Origin of the sequence: Gallaecimonas aegicerasi (genome assembly GCF_045291545.1) — a bacterium.
In the GTDB taxonomy this organism is placed as follows: Bacteria; Pseudomonadota; Gammaproteobacteria; order Enterobacterales; family Gallaecimonadaceae; genus Gallaecimonas.
The window spans coordinates 2,740,192-2,760,099 of the sequence record NZ_CP149514.1 but is presented as its reverse complement, the minus strand read 5'-3'; the positions used below and the strand labels follow the sequence as shown (position 1 = coordinate 2,760,099).

18 protein-coding genes are annotated in these 19,908 nt (G+C 57.9%); 13 read left to right on the top strand and 5 right to left on the bottom strand.

The annotated features are described in order from the left end of the window. The first annotated feature begins 65 nt into the window (after window positions 1-65). The 3 genes from WDB70_RS13565 (at window position 66) to WDB70_RS13555 (ending at window position 2,896) form a co-directional block, all read left to right on the top strand. Window positions 66-476 carry an NfeD family protein gene (locus tag WDB70_RS13565; RefSeq protein ID WP_406665232.1) on the top strand — a complete coding sequence of 137 codons (411 nt, stop codon included), beginning with the start codon at window positions 66-68 and terminating at the stop codon, window positions 474-476. 11 nt (window positions 477-487) lie between these two features. After that, on the top strand, window positions 488-1,435 hold the full coding sequence (locus WDB70_RS13560; protein ID WP_406665230.1) for an SPFH domain-containing protein: 948 nt from the start codon (window positions 488-490) through the stop codon (window positions 1,433-1,435). A 75-nt stretch (window positions 1,436-1,510) separates the two neighbouring features. Next, window positions 1,511-2,896, top strand: a complete 1,386-nt coding sequence (locus WDB70_RS13555) for a M17 family metallopeptidase (protein ID WP_406665228.1) — start codon at window positions 1,511-1,513, stop codon at window positions 2,894-2,896. Between the two features lie 48 nt (window positions 2,897-2,944). Here the strand turns inward: WDB70_RS13555 and WDB70_RS13550 are convergent, their stop codons facing one another. From WDB70_RS13550 to WDB70_RS13540, 3 genes are all read right to left on the bottom strand, one after another. Continuing rightward, window positions 2,945-3,544 (bottom strand): DUF2799 domain-containing protein, encoded by a 600-nt coding sequence (locus tag WDB70_RS13550; RefSeq protein WP_406665226.1) that lies wholly within the window; start codon window positions 3,542-3,544, stop codon window positions 2,945-2,947. 54 nt (window positions 3,545-3,598) lie between these two features. Continuing rightward, complete coding sequence (locus tag WDB70_RS13545; RefSeq protein ID WP_406665224.1) at window positions 3,599-6,382, bottom strand: M16 family metallopeptidase; 2,784 nt, start codon at window positions 6,380-6,382, stop codon at window positions 3,599-3,601. A 105-nt stretch (window positions 6,383-6,487) separates the two neighbouring features. Further along, the gene (locus WDB70_RS13540) at window positions 6,488-7,135 is read right to left on the bottom strand and encodes a DUF2959 domain-containing protein (protein ID WP_406665222.1); all 648 of its coding nucleotides are present in this window, start codon (window positions 7,133-7,135) and stop codon (window positions 6,488-6,490) included. A gap of 69 nt (window positions 7,136-7,204) precedes the next feature. Between WDB70_RS13540 and WDB70_RS13535 the strand changes: the two genes are divergently transcribed. Genes WDB70_RS13535 through dtd form a run of 3 tightly spaced genes read left to right on the top strand, consistent with a single transcriptional unit; the run spans window position 7,205 to window position 9,436 of the window. Further along, window positions 7,205-8,056, top strand: coding sequence for a virulence factor BrkB family protein (locus tag WDB70_RS13535; RefSeq protein ID WP_406665220.1), 852 nt, complete (start codon window positions 7,205-7,207; stop codon window positions 8,054-8,056). Further along, window positions 8,049-9,002, top strand: coding sequence for a prolyl aminopeptidase (pip, locus tag WDB70_RS13530; RefSeq protein ID WP_406665218.1), 954 nt, complete (start codon window positions 8,049-8,051; stop codon window positions 9,000-9,002). The genes WDB70_RS13535 and pip overlap by 8 nt, the downstream gene beginning before the upstream one ends. Continuing rightward, the gene (gene dtd, locus WDB70_RS13525; protein ID WP_406665216.1) at window positions 8,999-9,436 is read left to right on the top strand and encodes a D-aminoacyl-tRNA deacylase; all 438 of its coding nucleotides are present in this window, start codon (window positions 8,999-9,001) and stop codon (window positions 9,434-9,436) included. Before pip ends, dtd begins: the two co-directional genes overlap by 4 nt. 48 nt (window positions 9,437-9,484) lie before the next feature. Here the strand turns inward: dtd and WDB70_RS13520 are convergent, their stop codons facing one another. Next, window positions 9,485-9,961, bottom strand: a complete 477-nt coding sequence (locus tag WDB70_RS13520) for a Dps family protein (protein ID WP_406665214.1) — start codon at window positions 9,959-9,961, stop codon at window positions 9,485-9,487. 158 nt (window positions 9,962-10,119) lie between these two features. Here WDB70_RS13520 and WDB70_RS13515 point away from each other — a divergent pair, with 158 nt between their 5' ends. The 7 genes from WDB70_RS13515 (at window position 10,120) to rarD (ending at window position 17,745) form a co-directional block, all read left to right on the top strand. Further along, window positions 10,120-11,007, top strand: a complete 888-nt coding sequence (locus WDB70_RS13515) for a YiiD C-terminal domain-containing protein (RefSeq protein ID WP_406665212.1) — start codon at window positions 10,120-10,122, stop codon at window positions 11,005-11,007. A gap of 69 nt (window positions 11,008-11,076) precedes the next feature. Beyond that, on the top strand, window positions 11,077-12,783 hold the full coding sequence (locus WDB70_RS13510; protein ID WP_406665210.1) for a permease: 1,707 nt from the start codon (window positions 11,077-11,079) through the stop codon (window positions 12,781-12,783). Window positions 12,784-12,844: 61 nt separating this feature from the next. Then, a complete protein-coding gene (locus WDB70_RS13505) occupies window positions 12,845-13,405 on the top strand; it encodes an SRPBCC family protein (protein ID WP_406665208.1) in 561 nt (186 codons plus the stop codon). Between the two features lie 200 nt (window positions 13,406-13,605). Then, the gene (locus tag WDB70_RS13500; protein ID WP_406665206.1) at window positions 13,606-14,433 is read left to right on the top strand and encodes a hypothetical protein; all 828 of its coding nucleotides are present in this window, start codon (window positions 13,606-13,608) and stop codon (window positions 14,431-14,433) included. 33 nt (window positions 14,434-14,466) lie between these two features. Continuing rightward, complete coding sequence (gene argS, locus WDB70_RS13495) at window positions 14,467-16,203, top strand: arginine--tRNA ligase (RefSeq protein ID WP_406665204.1); 1,737 nt, start codon at window positions 14,467-14,469, stop codon at window positions 16,201-16,203. Window positions 16,204-16,206: 3 nt separating this feature from the next. After that, complete coding sequence (locus tag WDB70_RS13490) at window positions 16,207-16,788, top strand: DNA-3-methyladenine glycosylase I (RefSeq protein WP_406665202.1); 582 nt, start codon at window positions 16,207-16,209, stop codon at window positions 16,786-16,788. Window positions 16,789-16,851: 63 nt separating this feature from the next. After that, window positions 16,852-17,745, top strand: coding sequence for an EamA family transporter RarD (gene rarD, locus WDB70_RS13485; RefSeq protein ID WP_406665200.1), 894 nt, complete (start codon window positions 16,852-16,854; stop codon window positions 17,743-17,745). Here rarD and uvrD read toward each other — a convergent pair. Then, complete coding sequence (uvrD, locus tag WDB70_RS13480; protein WP_406665198.1) at window positions 17,721-19,877, bottom strand: DNA helicase II; 2,157 nt, start codon at window positions 19,875-19,877, stop codon at window positions 17,721-17,723. The two genes, rarD and uvrD, sit on opposite strands and share 25 nt — an antisense overlap. Window positions 19,878-19,908: the final 31 nt, after the last annotated feature.

The following is a 19,908-nucleotide window of genomic DNA, read 5'->3' as shown; positions in this document are numbered from 1 at the left end:
GTTGACGGCTGACCCGACTCCTGTCAAAAAGACTGTTGTTGTGTTGATGTAAGGAAACTGTTGCCATGGAACCATGGTTGTACTGGCTGATCGGGGCACTCGTGCTGTTTATCGCTGAGGCTTTCACAGCCACCGCGATTGCGCTGGCACTGGGTGCCTGTGCGTTGTCAGCGTCACTGGTTGCCTATGCTGGCTTGCCTTTTGGCTGGCAAACCGGTGGCTTCGTCTTCACTGCTTTTTTACTCTCTCCGCTGGTGGTACGCCGCTATCAGCGCCGCCATCACACTACCGGCCAAACGCTGGGCGAAGCGGGCTTCAATGCCGTTGGCATGGTGCGCCTGGGTAGCGATGGCGTGGCCCGGGTCCACATTGACGGTAAAGACTTTCCTCTCAAAAGTGCCAGCCAGCAAAGCCTGAAAGAAGGCCAGGTGGTGGCCATTCGTCGTTTTGAAGGCATTACTGCCATCGTAGATTAAGGACAGATCCCATGAATTTTCTTATTGGTAACCTGGCACTGGTGGTGATTCTGGTGTTGGCGGTAGTCATCCTCTTTAAAGGGGTTTTTGTGGTCAACCAGAGTGAGTGCGTGGTGATTGAACGGCTGGGGTCGTTTAACCGGGTGCTGGAGCCGGGTATTCACTTCGTGATCCCCATTCTTGAAACTCACCGCGATATCACCATTCGTCATTACGACAATGCCGGCATCCCAATGGTGGGGCGTTCTAGCCGTATTGATCGTCGGGAAATGGTGCTGGATTTTCCCAGCCAGGACGTGATCACCCGTGACAATGTCACGGTGTCCATCAATGGCGTGCTCTATTACAAGGTTATGGATCCGCAGCGGGCGGTTTACGAGGTGGAAAACCTGGTGCAGGCCATTGAAGTGCTTGCCAAAACCAGCCTGCGGGCGGAAATCGGCCGTATGGAACTGGATAACCTGTTTGAGAGCCGCGAAGAAATCAATGAGCGCCTGCGCACAGTACTGGATGAGGCCGGCAATGGCTGGGGCGTGAAAGTGGTGCGGGTTGAACTGCAGAACATTGACCCGCCCCGCGACGTTGAAGATGCCATGCGCAAACAGATGACCGCCGAGCGGGAGCGGCGAGCTACTGTAACTGCTGCCGAAGGGCAAAAACAGGCTGCTATCGCCATTGCCCAGGGCGAGAAAGAAGCGGCCATTACGCTGGCTCAAGGGGAGCGGGAAGCTGCCATCCTCAAGGCGCAGGGTGAGCGTCAGGCCATTGAGGAAATCCTCAGTGCCGGTGCCGGCCGCCTGAACCCGGAACAGGTTATCGGTTATCTGCTGGGGCGTGAATACCTCAATACCCTGCCCCATATTGCCCAGGATGGTGACCGGATTTTCCTGCCGGTAGAAACCAGTGGTGTGCTGGGTTCGGTAGGTGCCATCAAGGAAATGCTGGCCGCACAAAAGTAACGGCTAGGCGAACTGACTGGGCCTTGGCCTGGCATCTGCCTATAATGGCTCCCTCACTGGCCAATGGGGGAGCCCATGCAGAATTTTACCTTCGCGAACATTGTCTTTACTGAGAACCGCAGTGGCAGTGATTTGATCATCACCATGGACGACAGTCAGGTTCCGGCAGCACTGCGGCAACTGGACAGCGACGCCAGCGCCTGGCTACTGAGTGAGCCAACACCGACTCTGGTGGTGGCACCCAAAGCAGATAAATCCCCCTTTGAACGCCTGACACAGGCACGTAAATGGCTGGCGCTGCTGGCCGATGCCAACCCCGGCAAAGTCACCATTGCAGGCAATGACGATGACTGGGCTGAGGCTCTGGTAGTGGCCTTGCTGGCCCGCCAGGCCCGGCTGCCCAATTTCAAGAAAAAAGCCCCGGCGCCGGCGGCACTAAAAGAGATTGCCCTTGATGGAGTCAGTGTTGATAGCGCGCGGTTGCTGGCAGAAGCGCAAGGCAACGCCCTGGTGCGCTTTTTAAGTGCCATGCCGGCCTCGGAGCTGACTCCGGCCAGCTATCGCACCATCGTTGAAGCCCTGGCTCGCGAGCATAACTGGCAGCTGGATATTTTTGACCAGACCCGCCTTGATGGCCTCGGCGCCGGCGCCTTCCTGGCCGTTTCCCGCGGCAGCGACAACGATCAGGCCGCCATTGTGCGGTTACGCCTTAACGCCAACAAAGGCAGCAAGAAAGTAGCGCTGGTGGGCAAAGGGCTGTGCTTTGATACCGGCGGCTATAACCTCAAAACCAGCCATATGTTTGGCATGCATGGTGACATGGGCGGCAGCGCCGTTGCCCTGGGTACCTTGCTGACACTGACGCTGATGAACAGTGACTTGGAAGTGGACTGCTACCTGGCGCTGGCAGAAAACCATATTGGCCCGAAAGCCTATAAGCCCAATGATCTGGTGCGTGCGCTTAATGGCACCACCATCGAAGTCGTTGATACAGATGCCGAAGGGCGCATGGTGCTGGCCGACACCCTGACCCTGGCATCGCGGGAAAAACCGGCACTGGTCATGGACTACGCGACCCTGACCGGGAGCTGCATTCGCGCCATTGGTACGGCCCAAAGTGGTGTTTTCACCAATCGTGATGAGTGGCGTGAAGCGCTTATCGCCAGTGGCCGGCAAAGCGGTGAGCGGGTCTGGCCGTTCCCGCTGGACGCAGACTACGACGACAACATCCGCTCTGAGGTTGCTGATATCCAGCAATGTAATCCCGGCGCCAGCTGCGATCACATTGATGCGGCCCGCTTTTTGTCCCGCTTTGTCGAAGAGGGCGTGCCCTGGGTGCATGTGGATCTCAGCGCCGCCGAACACAAAGGCGGCCTGGGTGCGGTGGCCACCGACCTGACCGGCTTCGGGGTTCGCTTCAGCATTGCCCTGCTGACCGGCGATTACCTGTCACTGAAATGAAATAAAAAACGCCCTGCGGGGCGTTTTTTATAAAACCTGCCTGGCGCCTTACAATAGCTGCAATAACAGGGTGTTAATACGCATCAGTTGCTGGCGCAGCTGATAGCGTTCTTCCTGTAGTTCGCGGCGCTGGCGGTGGCTCAGGCCAGCATCATCCTTACGCGCCTTGTCATCGTCCTTATCGTGTTTGTCCCGCCGTTCATCATGGTGGCGCCGCTCGTGGTCAGCGCGAAGCTGGGCAGTGATATCGTCAATACGCTGCTCAAGATCGCGCTGCTGGCGATACAGCGACTGGCGGTACTGCTCTTTTTCGTATTCCGCATGGCCGCGGCGGTAGCCGGCCAAAAACTGCTGTTCGCCATCCCCTTGGCAGGTGCCTTGATACTGATGGCCAAGACGCCCCTGGCGATAGCCCTGGCCCGTTGTGCAATACTGGCGGTTGCCTGCTACCCAGCCCTGGCTGTACTGGCGCTGGTTGACCGGGTAGCCGTGCTGGGCGCATTGGCTGTTCCAGTAACCGGCACGGGCCACACGGCCGGCGAAGCCGTCGTTCAGACCTTGCTGGTGCCAGTCAAAGTGAGCGCAGTCGTTGGCCGTGACGGCGCAACCTGACAGCAACAACAGTGGCAATAACCACAATAAGCGCATTGGATACCCCGTTAAAAAAGGGGCGCCAGTGCGCCCCTTGTGCTTACTTTGCCATTAAATGGCGTTGCCGTCAGCATCCAGGCGGGTTACCTGGCCCAGTTTGAGCTGGCGAACGCTGGCTTCGATTTTCGACAGATCGCCGACAATCACCCAGGTCATGGCATCCGGCTTGAGCACCTGGCGGGCGGTGTCACGCACCTGCTCAAGGTTCAGGGCATTCACCCGTTGCCCTTCACTGGCCAGCCAGTTCATATCCTTGCCCTTGTCCAAGGCGTCAGCAATAGCGCCCAGCAGCGCGCCTTTGGTTTCATAGGCACCGGGCAACTTGGCGGTTTTGTTGGCCTTGATTTTGGCCAGCTCGGCGGTGGTGGCCGGGTGTTTACCCACGTAACCGCTCAGCTCCTTGCGCATCTCAACAATTGACTCCTTGGTCTTGTCGGCCTGTACCGGCGCGTAGGCAAAGTACATGCCCTGGCCGTCGGCACCCAGCCAGATGGAGCGGGCGCCATAGGACCAGTGTTTGTCTTCGCGCAGGTTCATGTTCAGGCGGCTGGTAAAGGTGCCGCCGATGATGGCGTTCATCACATCGATGGCGGTGGCGTTGTCAGACTTGCCTGATGGCGCCAACTGGCCAGCAATGATAGTGGCCTGCGGGCTGCCGGGCTGGTCGATCAAAAATACCCGCGGTTGCGTCTGCGCGACGGCCTTGGTCAGCTGTTTTTGCGGTTTGGCACTGGCCGGCGCCTGCCAGCTGGCAAAGTGTTTTTCCAGCAGTGGTTTTAGCTGCGCTGCGGTGGTGTCACCAACAACGATCAACCGGGCGTTATCCGGGCGTAGCCAGGTATCGTGGAAAGTCACCAGATCAGCACGGGTCAGTGACTGGATAGAGGCTTTGGTGCCTGAGCCGGTCAGTGGCGCACTGTAGGCGTTGTTGTCACCGTACAGCAGTTTTGGCAATACCCGCAGAGCCATGGAGAAGGGTCGAGCTTTTTCCTTGTTGATGCCTTCAATCCAGCGGGAACGCAGCTTGTTGATACTGTCTTCGCTGAAGGCCGGCTGCTCGAGGATCTGACTCCACAGTGCCAGGGCCGGGTCCAGGTTGACGGTCAGGCTGTCCAGAGACAATGAGGCACTGTCGAGGCGGGCGTCACTGCTCCAGCTGGCGCCCAGGCGCTGCATGGCGTCTGACAGTTCGGCGGCACTCATGGTCTTGGTGCCCTCAGACAGCATCGACATGGCGAAGCTGGCCGTGCCGGGTTTGTGGCCGTAATCGGCGGCATAACCACCATCAAATTGCAGTTGCAGCTTGACGGTGGGGATGTCATGGCGCTCGGCCAATGCCACTTCCAGGCCGTTAGACAGGGTGAAGGTGGTCAGGCTCGGCAGACTCAGTGTTGGCAATTTGCCGACGGCCGGCAGCTTGCTGCGATCGGCGCCCGTTTTGGCGGCCTTGAGCTTGGCACGCGGCACCACGTCCAGCACGAAAGCACCATCGCTGAGCCAGCGTTGCATGGTGGCCTGTAATTCTGCTGGCGTGGCCTGGCTCAGGTGCTGCATCTGGGTCTTGTAGAAGCCCGGATTGCCTTCATAGACCATGCCGGAAGCGAGGATGTCCGATTTACCGCCAAAACCGCCAATGCGTTCGGCACCACGAACAAAACCGGCGGCCTGGCTGAATTTGACCCGTTGCAGCTCTTCGGCCGTGGGGCCATCGGCCATCAGTTTGGCCACTTCCTGGTCAACAATTTTCTCGATGTCGGCCAGTTTCACACCGGGCTTGGCATCGACCATGATGAAGAACTGGCCGGCTAGCTGGCGGCTGTAGTTGAACGAAGCCACGCTGCTGGCCAGCTGATCCTGGTCAACAAGGCGCTTGTACAACCGTGAGCTTTTTCCGCTGGTGAGAATGTCAGAGAGCAGATCCAGGTTGTCGGCATCCATGGTGCCGCGCTGAGCCACGTTCCAGACCTTGTACAGCCGTGCTGCCGGAACATGATCTTCCATCACTGCCCGTTTGGTGCCCGTGCTCTTGGCCACCCAGGCTTTCATTTTCTTCAGGGGTTTACCCGGGGCAATGTCACCAAAGTACTTTTCCACCTTGGCTTTGGCTTCGGCCGGGGTAATGTCGCCGGCCAGTACCAGTACGGCGTTGGCGGCGCCGTAGTAGTCCTTGAACCACTTGTGTACGTCATCCAAAGAAGCGGCGTTGAGGTCGTCCATGGAGCCGATAGTGGTCCAGTGGTAAGGGTGGCCGACCGGGAAGGTTTGCTGGGCCAGGTAGCCAAATACCCGGCCATAGGGCTGGGATTCACCCTGGCGTTTTTCGTTCTGTACGACGCCCCGCTGCTCATCGAGCTTGGCCTGGTCGATGGCGCCGATGAGGTGACCCATACGGTCAGACTCCATCCACAGCGCCATATCCAGTGCCGGAGTGGGGACATTTTCAAAGTAGTTGGTACGGTCGTTATTGGTGGTGCCGTTCATGTCTGTGGCACCGGCTTTTTCGAAGGGGCCGAAGTATTCGTCGTTGTAGTTTTCGGTGCCGTTGAACATCAGGTGTTCAAACAGGTGGGCAAAGCCGGTTTTACCGGGTTTTTCATCTTTGGAGCCGACGGCATACCAAACGTTAACGGCTACGATGGGAGCTTTGTGATCTTCATGCACCACCACTTTCAGGCCATTGCTGAGGGTGAAGCTGGTGTAGGGAATATCAACTTGAGGCAGTGCCTGGTTACTGACGGTGGCACTGGGGCTGGTGCTGGCCGCAGTGGTGGTTTGACAACCACCGAGCAGCGCTGTCGCGACGGCAGCGGCCGTCAGGGTAGTAAAAAAGCGCATCTTGTCCTGTCCTTTGTTGGCGTAACAACAGGACGCTACCGAAAATGCACTTTACAACTCAATATCAAAACAGCAAATAAATGTAACAAATGGTGGTTTATTTGTTTACTTGTGATCGGTGTTCAGGCTTTTGATGAAGCGTTCAGACTCATTGACCGCCTTTTGCATCTGCGCCACCAGATCATTGACCTGCCGTTCAATACCGCTGAGCTCCCCTTTGAGTGAGCCTATGGCGCGGGCATTGAGGTTGTGTTTGAGAAACAACACCTGATCATGGAAGCGGTTCAGTACCGGCGGCATGCGTGCCTCGGCCTTGCGCATGGCGGCCAGCAAACGCTTGTATCGTTGCCGGGTATCAGCGAGGGTGCGGGCAGAGGCGGCACGCAGGCTGGCCGAGCTGTACTGATCCAGCTCATCCTGCCACTCCGCAAACAGGGCGTCAGCAACATCCTGCACGGCGTTGATGCGGTCACTGACCTTGTCGGCAGCGGCCTTGGAAGCATCATATTGGGCCGACAGTTCGTCGTAGCGTTGTTCCAGATCGCCACCATCGACTTTCACCACGGCGCGAAAGTGCTCCAGGGCATCTTTAAATTGTTGCTGTGCCTGCTGTTGCGCCTGGCCGGCATCTTGTACCCGATCAGCAAGAATATCCCGTTTATGAATACCGATTTTTTCCATGGTGGCGTAATAAGCACTCTGGCATCCGGTCAGAGTCAACAGGGCCAGCATGGCCAGTACAAAAGCGCGCATCAGCAGATCCTAGGCAGCGGTTATTTGATGTAGAGTAAAAGGCACCCCGACATTGAGCAAGTGAACGAAATGGATAGCCTGCACTGGCGAGACGGCCTGACCCACCTCAAAGCGCTGCTGACGCGCATCCGTAATGACCGCCTGACTCTGCATGCCGGCGCTATGGCTTATGTCACGCTGTTGTCGCTGGTGCCTTTTATTGCGGTGCTGTTCAGTTTGTTTTCGGCGTTTCCGGGGTTTGAGCAGATCAAAGGTGATTTGCAGCACTTTATTTTTGAAAACTTTGTGCCGACCGCCTCCGACGTGATTGCCAATCAAATCCAGGGCTTTGCTGCCAATGCCTCGAAAATGACGGCGATAGGCGTACTGTTTCTGGTGGTGACGGCGCTGATGCTGATCAGCTCGGTGGATCGCACCATCAACCAGATCTTTCGGGTGCAAAAGGGCCGACGCTGGTCGGTTGCTTTTGCCACTTACTGGTCGGTGCTGACGCTGGGGCCGCTGCTGATGGGGGTGTCGCTGGCGCTGACCTCTTACATAGTCAGCATGGATATCTTCCAGCAGGGCGCCTTGTCGGGGTTGCGCAGTGTTCTGATCGGGCTGGCGCCTTTTATGGCTTCCTGGGCGGCGTTTATGGTGTTGTACCTGCTGGTACCCAATAAACGCATTCGCCTGCGCCATGCCATGGGGGGCGCGATACTGGCGGCCATTTTGTTTGAATTTTCCAAGCGTGCCTTTGCCCTCTACGTTGCCCAGGTGCCGTCTTATCAACTGATTTATGGAGCCCTGGCGGCCATTCCTATCCTCTTTTTCTGGATTTACCTGTGCTGGCTGATCGTGCTGGTGGGCGCTGAGTTGACGGCGTATCTCACCGAAGCCGAACAAGCCCGGCTGCAACAAAAGGACGCTGACGATGCGTGAACTCTTTCCTGACATTCACCCCAACTGGCACCAGTGGCTTGCGGTCGGTGACGGCCACGAACTGTATCTGGAGGAGGTGGGTGAGCCGCAAGGGCAGCCGGTACTGGTGCTCCACGGTGGCCCGGGGTCAGGCTGTAATGCCAACTTAAGACGCTTTTTTGACCCGCAAAAATACCGGGTGATCCTGTTTGATCAACGGGGTGCTGGTCGCTCCAAGCCACACGCGTCATTACACAATAATGATACCGCGCACCTGATTGCCGATATCGAACAAATTCGTACTCATCTGGGCATCGACCGCTGGCTGGTGTTTGGTGGCTCCTGGGGCTCAACCCTGGCACTGGCGTATGCCGAGGCGCACCCGGAGGTGGTTACCGGCTTGGTGCTACGGGGCATTTTTCTGGCCCGTGATCAGGATATTCACTGGATGACCGCGCCTGACGGTGGTGCTGCCCAGGTCTATCCGGACCATTATCAGGATTTTCTGGCGCCGCTTGGCGGCAACTCTGAGCAGTTGCTGCCACGCTACTATCAGCTGTTGACCTCTGACAATGAACTGCAACGGATGCAGGCCGCCAAAGCCTGGACCTTGTGGGAAGGGCGCATGGTCAATTTGGTAGCGCCGTCAAATGTCGATGAAATATACAGTGACCCGAGCCTGGCGCTGGGAGTGGGCCGCATGGAATGCCATTACTTCGTCAATCGCTGTTTTCTCGACGAAGGGCAGTTGCTGGCCCAGGCACACCGCCTGGCCGACATTCCCACCGTTATTGTGCATGGCCGTTATGACATGGTCTGCAAGCTGGAAAATGCCACGACCCTGGCAGCTCATATGCCCCATGCTCGGCTGATGATTGTGCCGGCGGCGGGCCACAGCATGTCTGAGCCGGGTATTGCCGATGGCCTGCTCAAAGCCATGGAATGGATGGCCGAGGCTTTGGCGTGATTGCACTTATCCAGCGGGTTAGCCAGGCCCAGGTGGCGGTAGCGGGGCAGACCATTGCGGCCATTGATGGTGGCCTCCTGGTGCTGCTGGGGGTCGAAAAAGCAGACACTGAGGTGCAGGCGCAGCGGCTGGCGCAGAAGGTCTGCAAGTACCGGGTGTTTGCCGACCCTGAGGGCAAAATGAATTGTAATGTGCAGCAGGCCGGTGGTGCGTTATTGGTGGTCAGCCAGTTTACTCTGGCGGCTGACACCAATAGTGGCAACCGTCCCAGCTTTTCCAGCGCTGCGCCTCCGGCCGAAGGGGAGCGACTGTACCAGTTATTTTGTCAGGCCTGTGCTGAACAGGGCGTCGACGTCGCTACCGGGCGCTTTGGCGCCGATATGCAGGTCAGTTTATGTAATGACGGGCCGGTTACTTTCTGGCTCAACGCCTGAGCACAAAAAAGCCACCGTGAAGGTGGCTTCTTTTGAGCTGTGCGGTGCTTACTTATTTAAGTAGGCGGCCAGCATCCAGCAGGTTTTTTCCTGCTCCTTGATGTAATCGCTCATCAGGGCGGCAGTACCTTCATCATCAATATCACCGGCCAGAGCCAGGATCTTGCGCTGTTCAGCAATCAGTTGCTGGTAAGAGGCCAGCAGGTGGTGCAGGCCTTGCTTGCCGTCCACCACATCACGTTCTTCGTTGATGGAGGCGCGCTCAATGTAGGCACTGAAGCTGTGCATTGGCCGCTCACCGAGAGTGAGGATACGTTCGGCAATTTCGTCGACCTTCAGCAGTAAGTCGTTATAGGTTTCTTCAAACTTCATGTGCAGTTCGAAGAAGTTTTCTCCGCGCACATTCCAGTGAAAGCCACGTACGTTCATGTACAGGATCTGGTAGTCAGCCAGGAGCTTGTTGAGCATGCCGGTCAGGTTGGTGACGCCTTCCTGGTCCAGGCCAATCATGTTTTGGTTGCTCATTGGTGCCTCCGTTTTGTGAACAGCTAAGACTATAGCTTACTGTTTAGACAATAAATAAACGCTTAAAAGCATTCAACCTAATCGTCTGTAACGATGATTTGCGCCGCCTACGGTGCTGGTATCTAATAGCCGCCGAGCCCGCTATCTGGTGATCAAGCATGCATTGTGTGACTCCGCTGACTGACGAAGACTTTAAAGCTGCGCTGGCATTGCGTTGGCAGGTTTTACGGGCGCCCTGGCAGCAGCCACCGGGGTCGGAGCAGGATCAGTGGGATGCTACTGCCTGGCACCTGGTCATCAAAGATCAGGGGCTGGTGGTGGCTACCGGCCGTCTGCATCAGCCAGCCGTCGGTACGGGGCAGCTGCGTTACATGGCGGTGGCCCCGGATTATCGGGGCCAGGGCCTAGGGAAAAAGCTGCTGGCCGGGTTGCTGGCGTTGGCGGACAGCCTGGGCATGCAGCAGCTGTTACTCAATGCCCGTGACAGCGCCGTGTCTTTTTATCAACAGGCCGGTTTTGTGGTGACCGGCCCGGGTGACACCCTGTTCGGCGAGATTGCCCACCAACAGATGGCGATGGCGCTTTCAGGGGCGTTGGCGACCCTGGCAACAACCCTGACCAACACCTGGCATGAGACCATTCCATTAGCGAAATTTATGACCCTGCGTGCTACCGCATTTAATGGTGAGCAGTTGCTGACAGAGGCTGATTTTGCCCCCAACAGCAACTTGCACGGCACCTTGTTCGCTGGTGCTCACGCGGCTCTGGCGACGTTGACGGCCTGGGGGCGGGTATGGTGGCAACTGCAACAACAGGGGCTTGATGGCGATATTGTGCTGGCCAAAAGCGAGATCCGCTATCGCCGCCCTCTGGTGGATGCCCCCAGGGGTTTTAGCTTGCCGGTGGCCAACTGGCAGAGCCTCGGCAAATTGCGCCAGGGTGAGCGGGCGCGGGTGACGGTAGAGGCGGTGATCAGCGGAGCAGGGCTCGCGCCCCCCGCGTCGGTATTTAGCGGCCAGTTTGTGGTTTTGCCAAAAACTGCCTGACAGGGCATAGTCAGTGCGCGGCATCATTTGTTACGATGTCACATCTTTCATCATCAACCGCTGATCCCCATGATGCTGGTTCTGAGCCTGTTGGCATTGCTGTCAGGTCCCCTCTTGTACCGCTATCTGGCCCGTCGCCAAGACTGGCTGGTGTTGCTGGACAATTTCATCTTTGTGGTGATCGGTGGCCTGTTGCTGTTTCACATCATGCCCGAGGCGCTGCATCACGGTGGGTGGCCAGTGCTGTTGCTGTTGCTGGCCGGGGCCATTGGCCCAGGGAAACTGGAACACCTGTTCCGCGGCGCCGCACACACAACCCATAACCTGACTTTGCTGATCGGGGTGTCCGGGTTGATTTTACATGCCATTACCGACGGTTCGGCGCTGGTGGCGGCCCCGGACTCCGAAGCCAGTGCCCTGTTGGCCCTTGGGGTGGTACTGCATCGTTTGCCGGTAGGACTGACCCTGTGGTGGTTGCTGCGGCCGCAGTTTGGCCGCGGGGCGGCGATACTGGCCTTGTTGCTGGTTACCATTGGCACACTTACCGGTTATTTTCTGGGATACCGCTGGTTGCCGGCATTCAGTGAACAACAGTTGGGCTGGTTACAGGGGCTGGTGGCCGGCACGCTATTACATGTGGTCTTGCATCGGCCCTTTAGCCGTGAACACCACGGCCCCGCCTGGGTGGCTGGATTAGGCGGGTTGTTGGGCGCATTGGTGCTGGTGGCCATATCCCTCCCGGCCATCTATGGCAGCGACAACCATGGCCATGGCAGTGCCGGTACGGCGCTGCTGCGACTCTGGCAACTGCTGCTGACGTTGTCGCCCTGGTTGCTGGCGGCCTATGCCGTGGCCTTACTACTGAACTGGCTCCGGCCCTGGCGAGATCGTCATGGCAGCCAAGGCAGTGGCGTGTGGCGGGGCATGCTGTGGGGGCTGATGTTACCGGTCTGCTTGCCTGATGCCGCTCGGGTCTATCCGCGTTTATTACAGCACGGCGCCAAGCCGGTGATGGCGCTGGCTTTTTTGCTGGCAGCACCGGTGTTTGGTATCGACACCTTGCTGGCCAGTCTGGCCCTGCTGGGCGGCGAGCTAACCCTATGGCGCTTTGTGGCGGTGCTGGTACTGGCCCTGGCCAGTGCCTGGGTCTTGGTGCGGATGCTACCTGTTGTGCCTGAGCGCAGCTGTTTTCGTCACGACGCAGAAGCGCCGCTGCGTTCGGCCTTTGAAATGGGCTACGGGCACCTGATTGACCACACCACGCCCTGGGTGATCACCGGTTTGGTGGTCGCTTCGACACTGGCACCGCATCCGCTGTGGCAAAACCTGTCCGACCACCTGTTCTGGCAACTGGCATTGGTTTTGGTGCTGGCCTTGCCGTTACACCTGTGTGCAACCGGCCTGACCCCCGTGGTCGCGATACTGCTGGCGTTTGGCCTTGGCTGGGGGCCGGCACTGGCATTGTTGCTGGTGGGGCCGGCGCTAAACCTGGGGCTGTTACGGTATCTGAGTCAGCAGCACTCGCGACGCTTTGCATTGATTTATGCTGCTGTTGTAGTACTGGTGGCGGCGGCACTGGCGTTGCTGGTAGGGAATTTCCTGGGGATCCAGGCGCATCAGCTGCCACCATTGGCAGCGCCGGATAGCCCATGGCGGTGGCTGTCGGCACTGGCGTTGCTGGCCATATTTGCTTCGGCCTTGCTGCGTTTGGGTGCCCGTGGTTTTGTTGCCGAGCTATGGCCCAAGGGTCTAACCGTCGGCCACCATCATCATTAAGCGTTTGCCGATTGTCGTTGTGGCTGCTAGAGCTTAATTACCTAATGACAAGGATATAGACATGGTGTGGCTGAAACGTATTGCCCTGGCAGTGGTACTGCTGGTGGTGGTGTTACTGGTGGTCGGGCTGTTTTTACCACGCAATGCCCAAGTTGAAAGAAGCCTTTTTATTCAGGCACCACCGGCTGTGGTGTATGCCGAAGTCAGTGACTTTAACCGTTTTAATGCCTGGTCGCCCTGGTATGGGGAAGATCCGCAGGCCCGCTACACAGTATCCGGGCAACCCGGGCAGGCAGGGCACCAACTGCGTTGGCAGTCGGCCAAGCCGGAGGTGGGTAACGGTGCCATGACACTGGTGGAAGCCAACCCGCCAGGTTATGTCGGCATCAAACTGGACTTTGGCCCGCAGGGGCAGGCAGACAGCTACTTTCGTATCCGTCCGGTCAACGGCGGCAGCAATGTCACCTGGGGCTTTCAAGTCGACTTTGGCAACGATGTGATAGGCCGTTACGTCGGCTTGATGCTGGGAACTATGGTTGGCAACCAGTACCAAAAAGGGCTGGAGAACCTGAAAAAAGTGATTACCCAAGAAGAGAAAAGAGTACCCGACGATAACGGCTAAAAGTGTGAAGAGGGGACTCAGCCTGTTGATGTTATCGTCGGGTTACCCGGCAAAAAACCGGGCCAGCGCAGCAGCACGACCGGGACGAGGGCGTGCTGCCTTGTTCGCCCTAGCTAACCTCGCTTGCAAAAAGGCTAACCACGAACACTGTGCGTACCATACATCAGTCATAGGCAAAATGACAATCAAAAGCGAGGCCCATGCCTAATTCACATCGCTCTGAAACCCTGGTTGTTGGCGCCGGCTGGCTCGGTCTGCCACTGGCACTGACGTTACAGTCAGCGGGCTGGCCAGTCAGTGCCAGCCGACGTTCGCAAGCAGGCGCTGACAGCCTGGCAGCGCAAGGCCTGCCCAGTGTTGTGGTTGATCTGCAGGCTACGCCGTTGCCGGCACAGCTGGGCCAGGTCGAACAGTTGATCCTGGCCTTTCCACCCGGCCGCCGTGCCGGTAACGCTGAGCAGTATCCGCAACAGTTGGCGCGCTTGCGTGATGCGCTGGCCGGTAGTCAGGTGCGCCGGCTGTTGTTGCTGTCGTCGACCGGAGCTTTGGCGGATGTGGCTGCGGAACTGGACGAGCAGTCTCCAACTCAGGCGGCTTCACCACTGGCTCAGGCTGAGCAACAGTTACTGGCCGATCGCCGCTATCAAAGCACGGTGTTGCGGTTGGCGGGGCTGTTTGGTCCGGGGCGCTACCCGGGCCGTTTTTTCGCCGGCAAAACGGCATTAAGCCGAGGCGCCGCACCGGTTAACCTGGTGCATCAGGCTGATGCCATTGGCCTGTGCCAGGCGATCCTTGAGCAGCAGGCCTGGGGACAGATCTTCCATGGGGTGGCTCCGGTCAGCTACCGGCGCGACCACTTCTACCCGGCTGCCGCGCAACTGGCAGGCTTGCCGGCGCCGCAGTTTAGCGAGTACAGCGATGGCAAGCGGGTGCTGGGGAAAGCTACTGCTGAGCGATTGCGTTATCGCTATCAGGTTTCTGACCCGCTGGCATGGTGCCAAGGGACAGCGTCTGAGGTAAAATGCTGACCCTTTGCACAGCTTTAACCACGGAAACTGCCAGTGAACATTCAAGCGCTTCTTAACGACAAGGTGGCTGCCGCGCTGGCGGCGGCCGGTGCCCCAGAGGGAACCCCTGCCGCTGTACGCCAGTCGGCCCGCCCGGAATTTGGTGACTATCAGGCCAATGGCGTGATGGCTGCCGCCAAGCGCATGAAGCAAAATCCCCGTGAGTTTGCCCAACAGGTGTTAGCACATCTGGACTTGGGGGCTATGGTTGACCGCCTGGAGATTGCCGGGCCGGGCTTTATCAATATCTTTCTTGATGCCGACTGGCTGGCCGAGCAAGCCGAGCTGATGCTGGCTGATCCGCAACTGGCGGTAAGTAAGCCCGCAACGCAAACCGTGGTCGTGGATTATTCCAGCCCGAACCTGGCCAAAGAGATGCACGTTGGTCACCTGCGCTCCACCATCATCGGCGATGCAGTAGTCAGAACCCTGGAATTTCTCGGTCATAAAGTGGTGCGGCAGAACCACGTTGGTGACTGGGGTACCCAGTTCGGCATGTTGCTGGCGTATCTGGAGAAGCTCAAGGCGGAAGGCCAGGGGCAGGCGGCGATGGAGCTGGCAGATCTGGAAGTGTTCTACCGTGCTGCCAAGCAATGCTTTGACGAGGATCCGGCTTTTGCCGTGCGGGCCCGGGAGCTGGTGGTCAAGCTGCAAGGCGGCGACCCGCAGTGCCTGGCCATGTGGCGTGAATTTAATGAGATTTCCCTGAGCCACTGCCTGGATATTTACAACAAGCTCAATGTGTCACTGACCCGTGACGATGTGATGGGTGAATCGGCCTATAACGATGACCTGGCACAGGTGGTCGCGGATCTGGATGCCAAAGGCCTTTTGACCGAAGATCAGGGCGCCAAGTGCGTATTTCTTGACGAGTTCAAGGGTAAAGACGGCAGCATTTTGCCAATTATTATTCAAAAGGCGGATGGCGGTTATCTCTATGCCACCACCGATCTGGCGGCGATGCGTTATCGCAATAACGTACTGAAGGCTGATCGCGCCCTGTACTTTGTGGATCAGCGCCAGGCGCTGCATTTTCGCCAGGTCTTTGCCCTGGCCCATAAAGCCGGCTTTGTTGGCGATGAGCTGAGCCTGGAGCACATGGGCTTTGGCACCATGAACGGCGAAGATGGCAAACCGTTCAAAACCCGTACCGGCGGCACGGTCAAGCTGATTGACCTGTTGGTTGAGGCAGAAGAAAAGGCCTACCAGCTGGTCAAGGCCCGCGACAGTGATTTTGATGAAGAGCAGCTGCGTGAGATTGCCCAAATTGTCGGCATTGGTGCGGTGAAATATGCCGATCTGTCCAAGCATCGCAGCTCTGACTATATCTTCAGCTTTGATGCCATGCTGAGCTTCGAGGGCAACACTGCCCCCTACATGCTGTATGCCTACACCCGTGTGGCCAGCATTTTCCGCAAAGCCGGTGTTGACCCGCAGAGCCTGACGGTACCGCTGCAACTGGCAGAGCCGCAGGAAAAGGCGCTGGCGCAGAAGCTGCTGCAGTTTGAGGAAACCATCAGCTCGGTGGTACGTGAAGGTGCGCCGCACTACCTGTGCCTGTATCTGTTTGAGCTGGCTGGCTTGTTCTCGGGTTTTTACGAAGCCTGCCCGATCCTCAGCGTTGAGGAGCCGGCCGTTCGTGATTCGCGGTTAAAGCTGGCCCACCTGACGGCCCGTACCCTGCAGCAGGGTTTGGCATTGCTGGGTATCAAGACGTTGGAGCGGATGTAAGGCATGGGCGAACCGGTACGCTGCCCCTGGTGTGGTGATGATCCCTTGTATCAGCGCTACCACGACCAGGAGTGGGGTGTACCGGTTTTTGATGACCGTAAGCTCTTTGAGATGCTCATTCTGGAAGGCGCGCAGGCGGGCCTGTCGTGGCTGACCATTCTGCGCAAACGCCAGGCGTATCGTCAGGCCTACGACAATTTCGCGGTGGCCAAGGTGGCGGCTTACACGGCTGCCGATCAGGCGCGGCTGTGTGCAGATGCCGGTATTGTGCGTAATCGTCTGAAAATTGCAGCCAGCATCAGTAACGCCCAGGCCTTTATGGCGGTGCAGCAGCAATTTGGTTCTTTTGCCGATTATCTGTGGGGCTTTGTTGATGGCCGGCCGCAGGTCAATCACTTTCGCCAGCTCAGTGAGGTGCCGGCGGTAACGCCACTGGCCCAGAGCATCAGTGCCGATTTGAAAAAACGCGGCTTTCGTTTTGTCGGGCCCACCATTATCTACGCTTTTTTGCAGGCGGTCGGGGTGGTGAATGATCACCTGCAAAGCTGCCATCGTTACGGGCAACCGCCGGCCCAGAGCGATTAACGGCTAGCACCGCCAGGGCTGCTTTTTGCTAGCATGAGCGGCTGCTGATATGACGGAGTGGCAATGCGCAGTACCGATCCCAAAGGCAGCCTTTATGCGCTGGCCGCTTATACCCTGTGGGGCGTTGCCCCGATTTATTTCAAGCTGATCCAAGTGGTGCCGGCACCGGAGATCCTGGCGCATCGTGTGCTGTGGTCCTGCGTGTTGCTGTTTGTGCTGTTACTGGGGCTGGGCCGGCTGGCGACAGTGCGGCAGGTCTTGCGGCACCGCCGGCAGTGGCTGACCTTACTGGTAACCGCTTGTTTGATTGCCACCAACTGGGGGCTGTTTATCTGGGCGGTGAACTCGGATCACATGCTCGATGCCAGCCTCGGTTACTACATTAACCCGCTGGTGAATGTCGCTTTGGGCATGTTGTTTCTTGGGGAGCGGTTACGGCGTTTGCAGTGGCTGGCATTACTGCTGGCTATCGCCGGGGTGGTCATCCAATTACTGGCTTTTGGCCGGTTGCCGTGGATTGCCCTGGTACTGGCTTGCTCTTTTGGCCTGTACGGCCTGCTGCGTAAAAAAGTGCCAGTTGACCCGGTTGCCGGATTGTTTCTGGAGACCGTGTTGTTACTGCCGCTGGCGCTGCTGTTTCTGGGCCTTAACAGTGACTCGGCAACCAGCCTCAGCCATAACAGCTGGCACTTGAATGCATTGCTGGTGGCCGCCGGGATAGTGACCACAGTACCGCTGCTGCTGTTTATTGGCGCCGCCCGATATTTGCCGTTATCGGTACTGGGCTTTTTCCAGTATATCGGCCCCAGCCTGACCTTTTTACTGGCGGTATTGGTCTATCACGAGCCTTTCAACCCGCACAATGCGCTGACCTTTGCCTTTATCTGGGCAGCGCTGCTGTTGTTTTCAGCCGATGCCTGGCGTGCTCGTCGTCACAGGGCGGTTAAGCGCGCGTAAGCCACCACCAGCCATTTCGGGCCGGCCTCATCAAAGGCCACCTGTACCCGTGACTGCGGGCCGGTCCCTTCATAGTTGATGATGATACCGTCACCGAACTTACTGTGCCGGACCCGCTGGCCAAGGTTAAAGCCGGTTTCGTTGAACTGATCATGGCTTTGCTGGTACTGGGTTGCCGGCCGGCTGACCTGGGTACGGATCCGCACTTCTTCCAGGCATTCTTGTGGGATCTCCCGTAAAAAGCGGCTGGGCGTATGGTATTCGTCGCGGCCATATAGGCGCCGGGATTCGGCATAACACAGGTACAGTTTCTTCATGGCTCGAGTCATACCTACGTAACATAGGCGCCGCTCTTCCTCCAGCCGATCCGGATCGGTGACCGACTGCATGGAGGGGAACATGCCTTCTTCCACTCCCACCACAAAGACCAATGGAAACTCCAGGCCTTTGGCGGTATGCATGGTCATCATCTGCACGGCATCTTCGAACTCATCGGCCTGGGTGTCACCGGATTCGAGCGCGGCGTGAGCCAAAAAGGCGTTCAGATCGGTCATTTCTTCGGCCCCTTCCGGTGGCTCAAAGTCCTGAGTGGCTGACACCAGCTCTTCCAGGTTTTCCACTCTGGCCTGGCCCTTTTCGCCTTTTTCTGCCTGATACATGGCCAGCAGACCGGAGCCGCGAATGGCCAAATCCACCTGCTTGCTGAGGGTTTGCTCGGCGCATTGCTGTTCCAGATCGTCCAGCAACTGTAAAAAGCTCTGCACGGCATTGCCGGCGCGGCTGGGCAGGACGTTGTTTTGCAGCAGTTGGCGGCTGGCCCGGCACAGAGTTGTGCCCTGCTCGCGGGCTTGCTGGCGGATCAAGCCAAGGGTGCGATCGCCGATACCGCGGCTGGGGGTATTGACCACTCGCTCAAAGGCGGCGTCATCGTCACGGCTGGCGATCAGCCGCAGGTAGGCCAGGGCATCTTTGATTTCCTGGCGCTCGAAAAAGCGCAGGCCGCCATAAATGCGGTACTGAATGTTCTCGCGCAGCAGAGCATCTTCCAACACCCGTGACTGGGCATTGTTACGGTACAAGATGGCGCAGTCTGTCCAGCTGCCACCTTCTTCTACCCAGGCCTGAATACGGCTGACTACAAAGCGCGCTTCGTCTATTTCATTAAAACCGGCGTAAACCGACACCGGTTCACCGTTGTTGCCATCGGTCCACAGATCTTTGCCGAGGCGTTCGCTGTTGTGGGCGATAAGGCCGTTGGCGGCATTGAGAATAGTGCCGGTGGAGCGGTAATTTTGCTCCAGGCGAATGGTGCTGGCCGGAGCAAAATCATCCAGAAAACGGTGAATGTTATCGACCCGGGCACCGCGCCAGCCGTAGATGGACTGGTCATCATCGCCAACGATCATCACGTGGCTGTCAGGGCCGGCCAGCAGCCGCAGCCAGGCGTACTGAATGGCGTTAGTATCCTGAAATTCGTCTACCAGCAGGTGGCGAAAACGCTGCTGGTAATGCTGGCGCAGTGGCGGGTTGTCACGCAGCAGTTCCAGTGCCCGCAGCAGCAGCTCGGCAAAATCCACCAAACCAGCCAGCTCACAGGCTTGCTGGTAGTTTTCATAGATCTGGTGCCAGAGCTTATCAATCGGGTTTTCGGGTTCAATGTGGCGTGGCCGCAGGCCTTCGTCTTTTTTACTGTTGATGTAGCCCATGGCCTGGCGGATAGGCCATTTCTTTTCGTCAATATTGAGGCTGCGCATCACCCGCTTTACCAGCCGATACTGATCGTCAGAATCGAGGATCTGGAAGTTCTCCGGCAAGCCGGCGTCCTGATGATGAAAACGCAACAGGCGGTGCGCCAGGCCATGAAAGGTGCCCAGCCAGAGGCCCCGCAACTGGCCTCCGAGCAACTGCTCTACCCGGCCGCGCATTTCGCTGGCGGCCTTGTTGGTAAAGGTTACCGCCATAATGCTGTACGGTGACACCGCCAGCGCCTGCATCAGATAAGCAATACGGTGTACCAACACCCGGGTTTTACCTGAGCCGGCGCCTGCCAGCACCAGCAGGTTGGCTTGTGGGGCGGCTACGGCCTCCCGTTGCTTGGCATTAAGGCCGTCCAGCAGGTGCGCTACATTCATGGTGATTTATACAGTGGTTGGCGATGGCGCC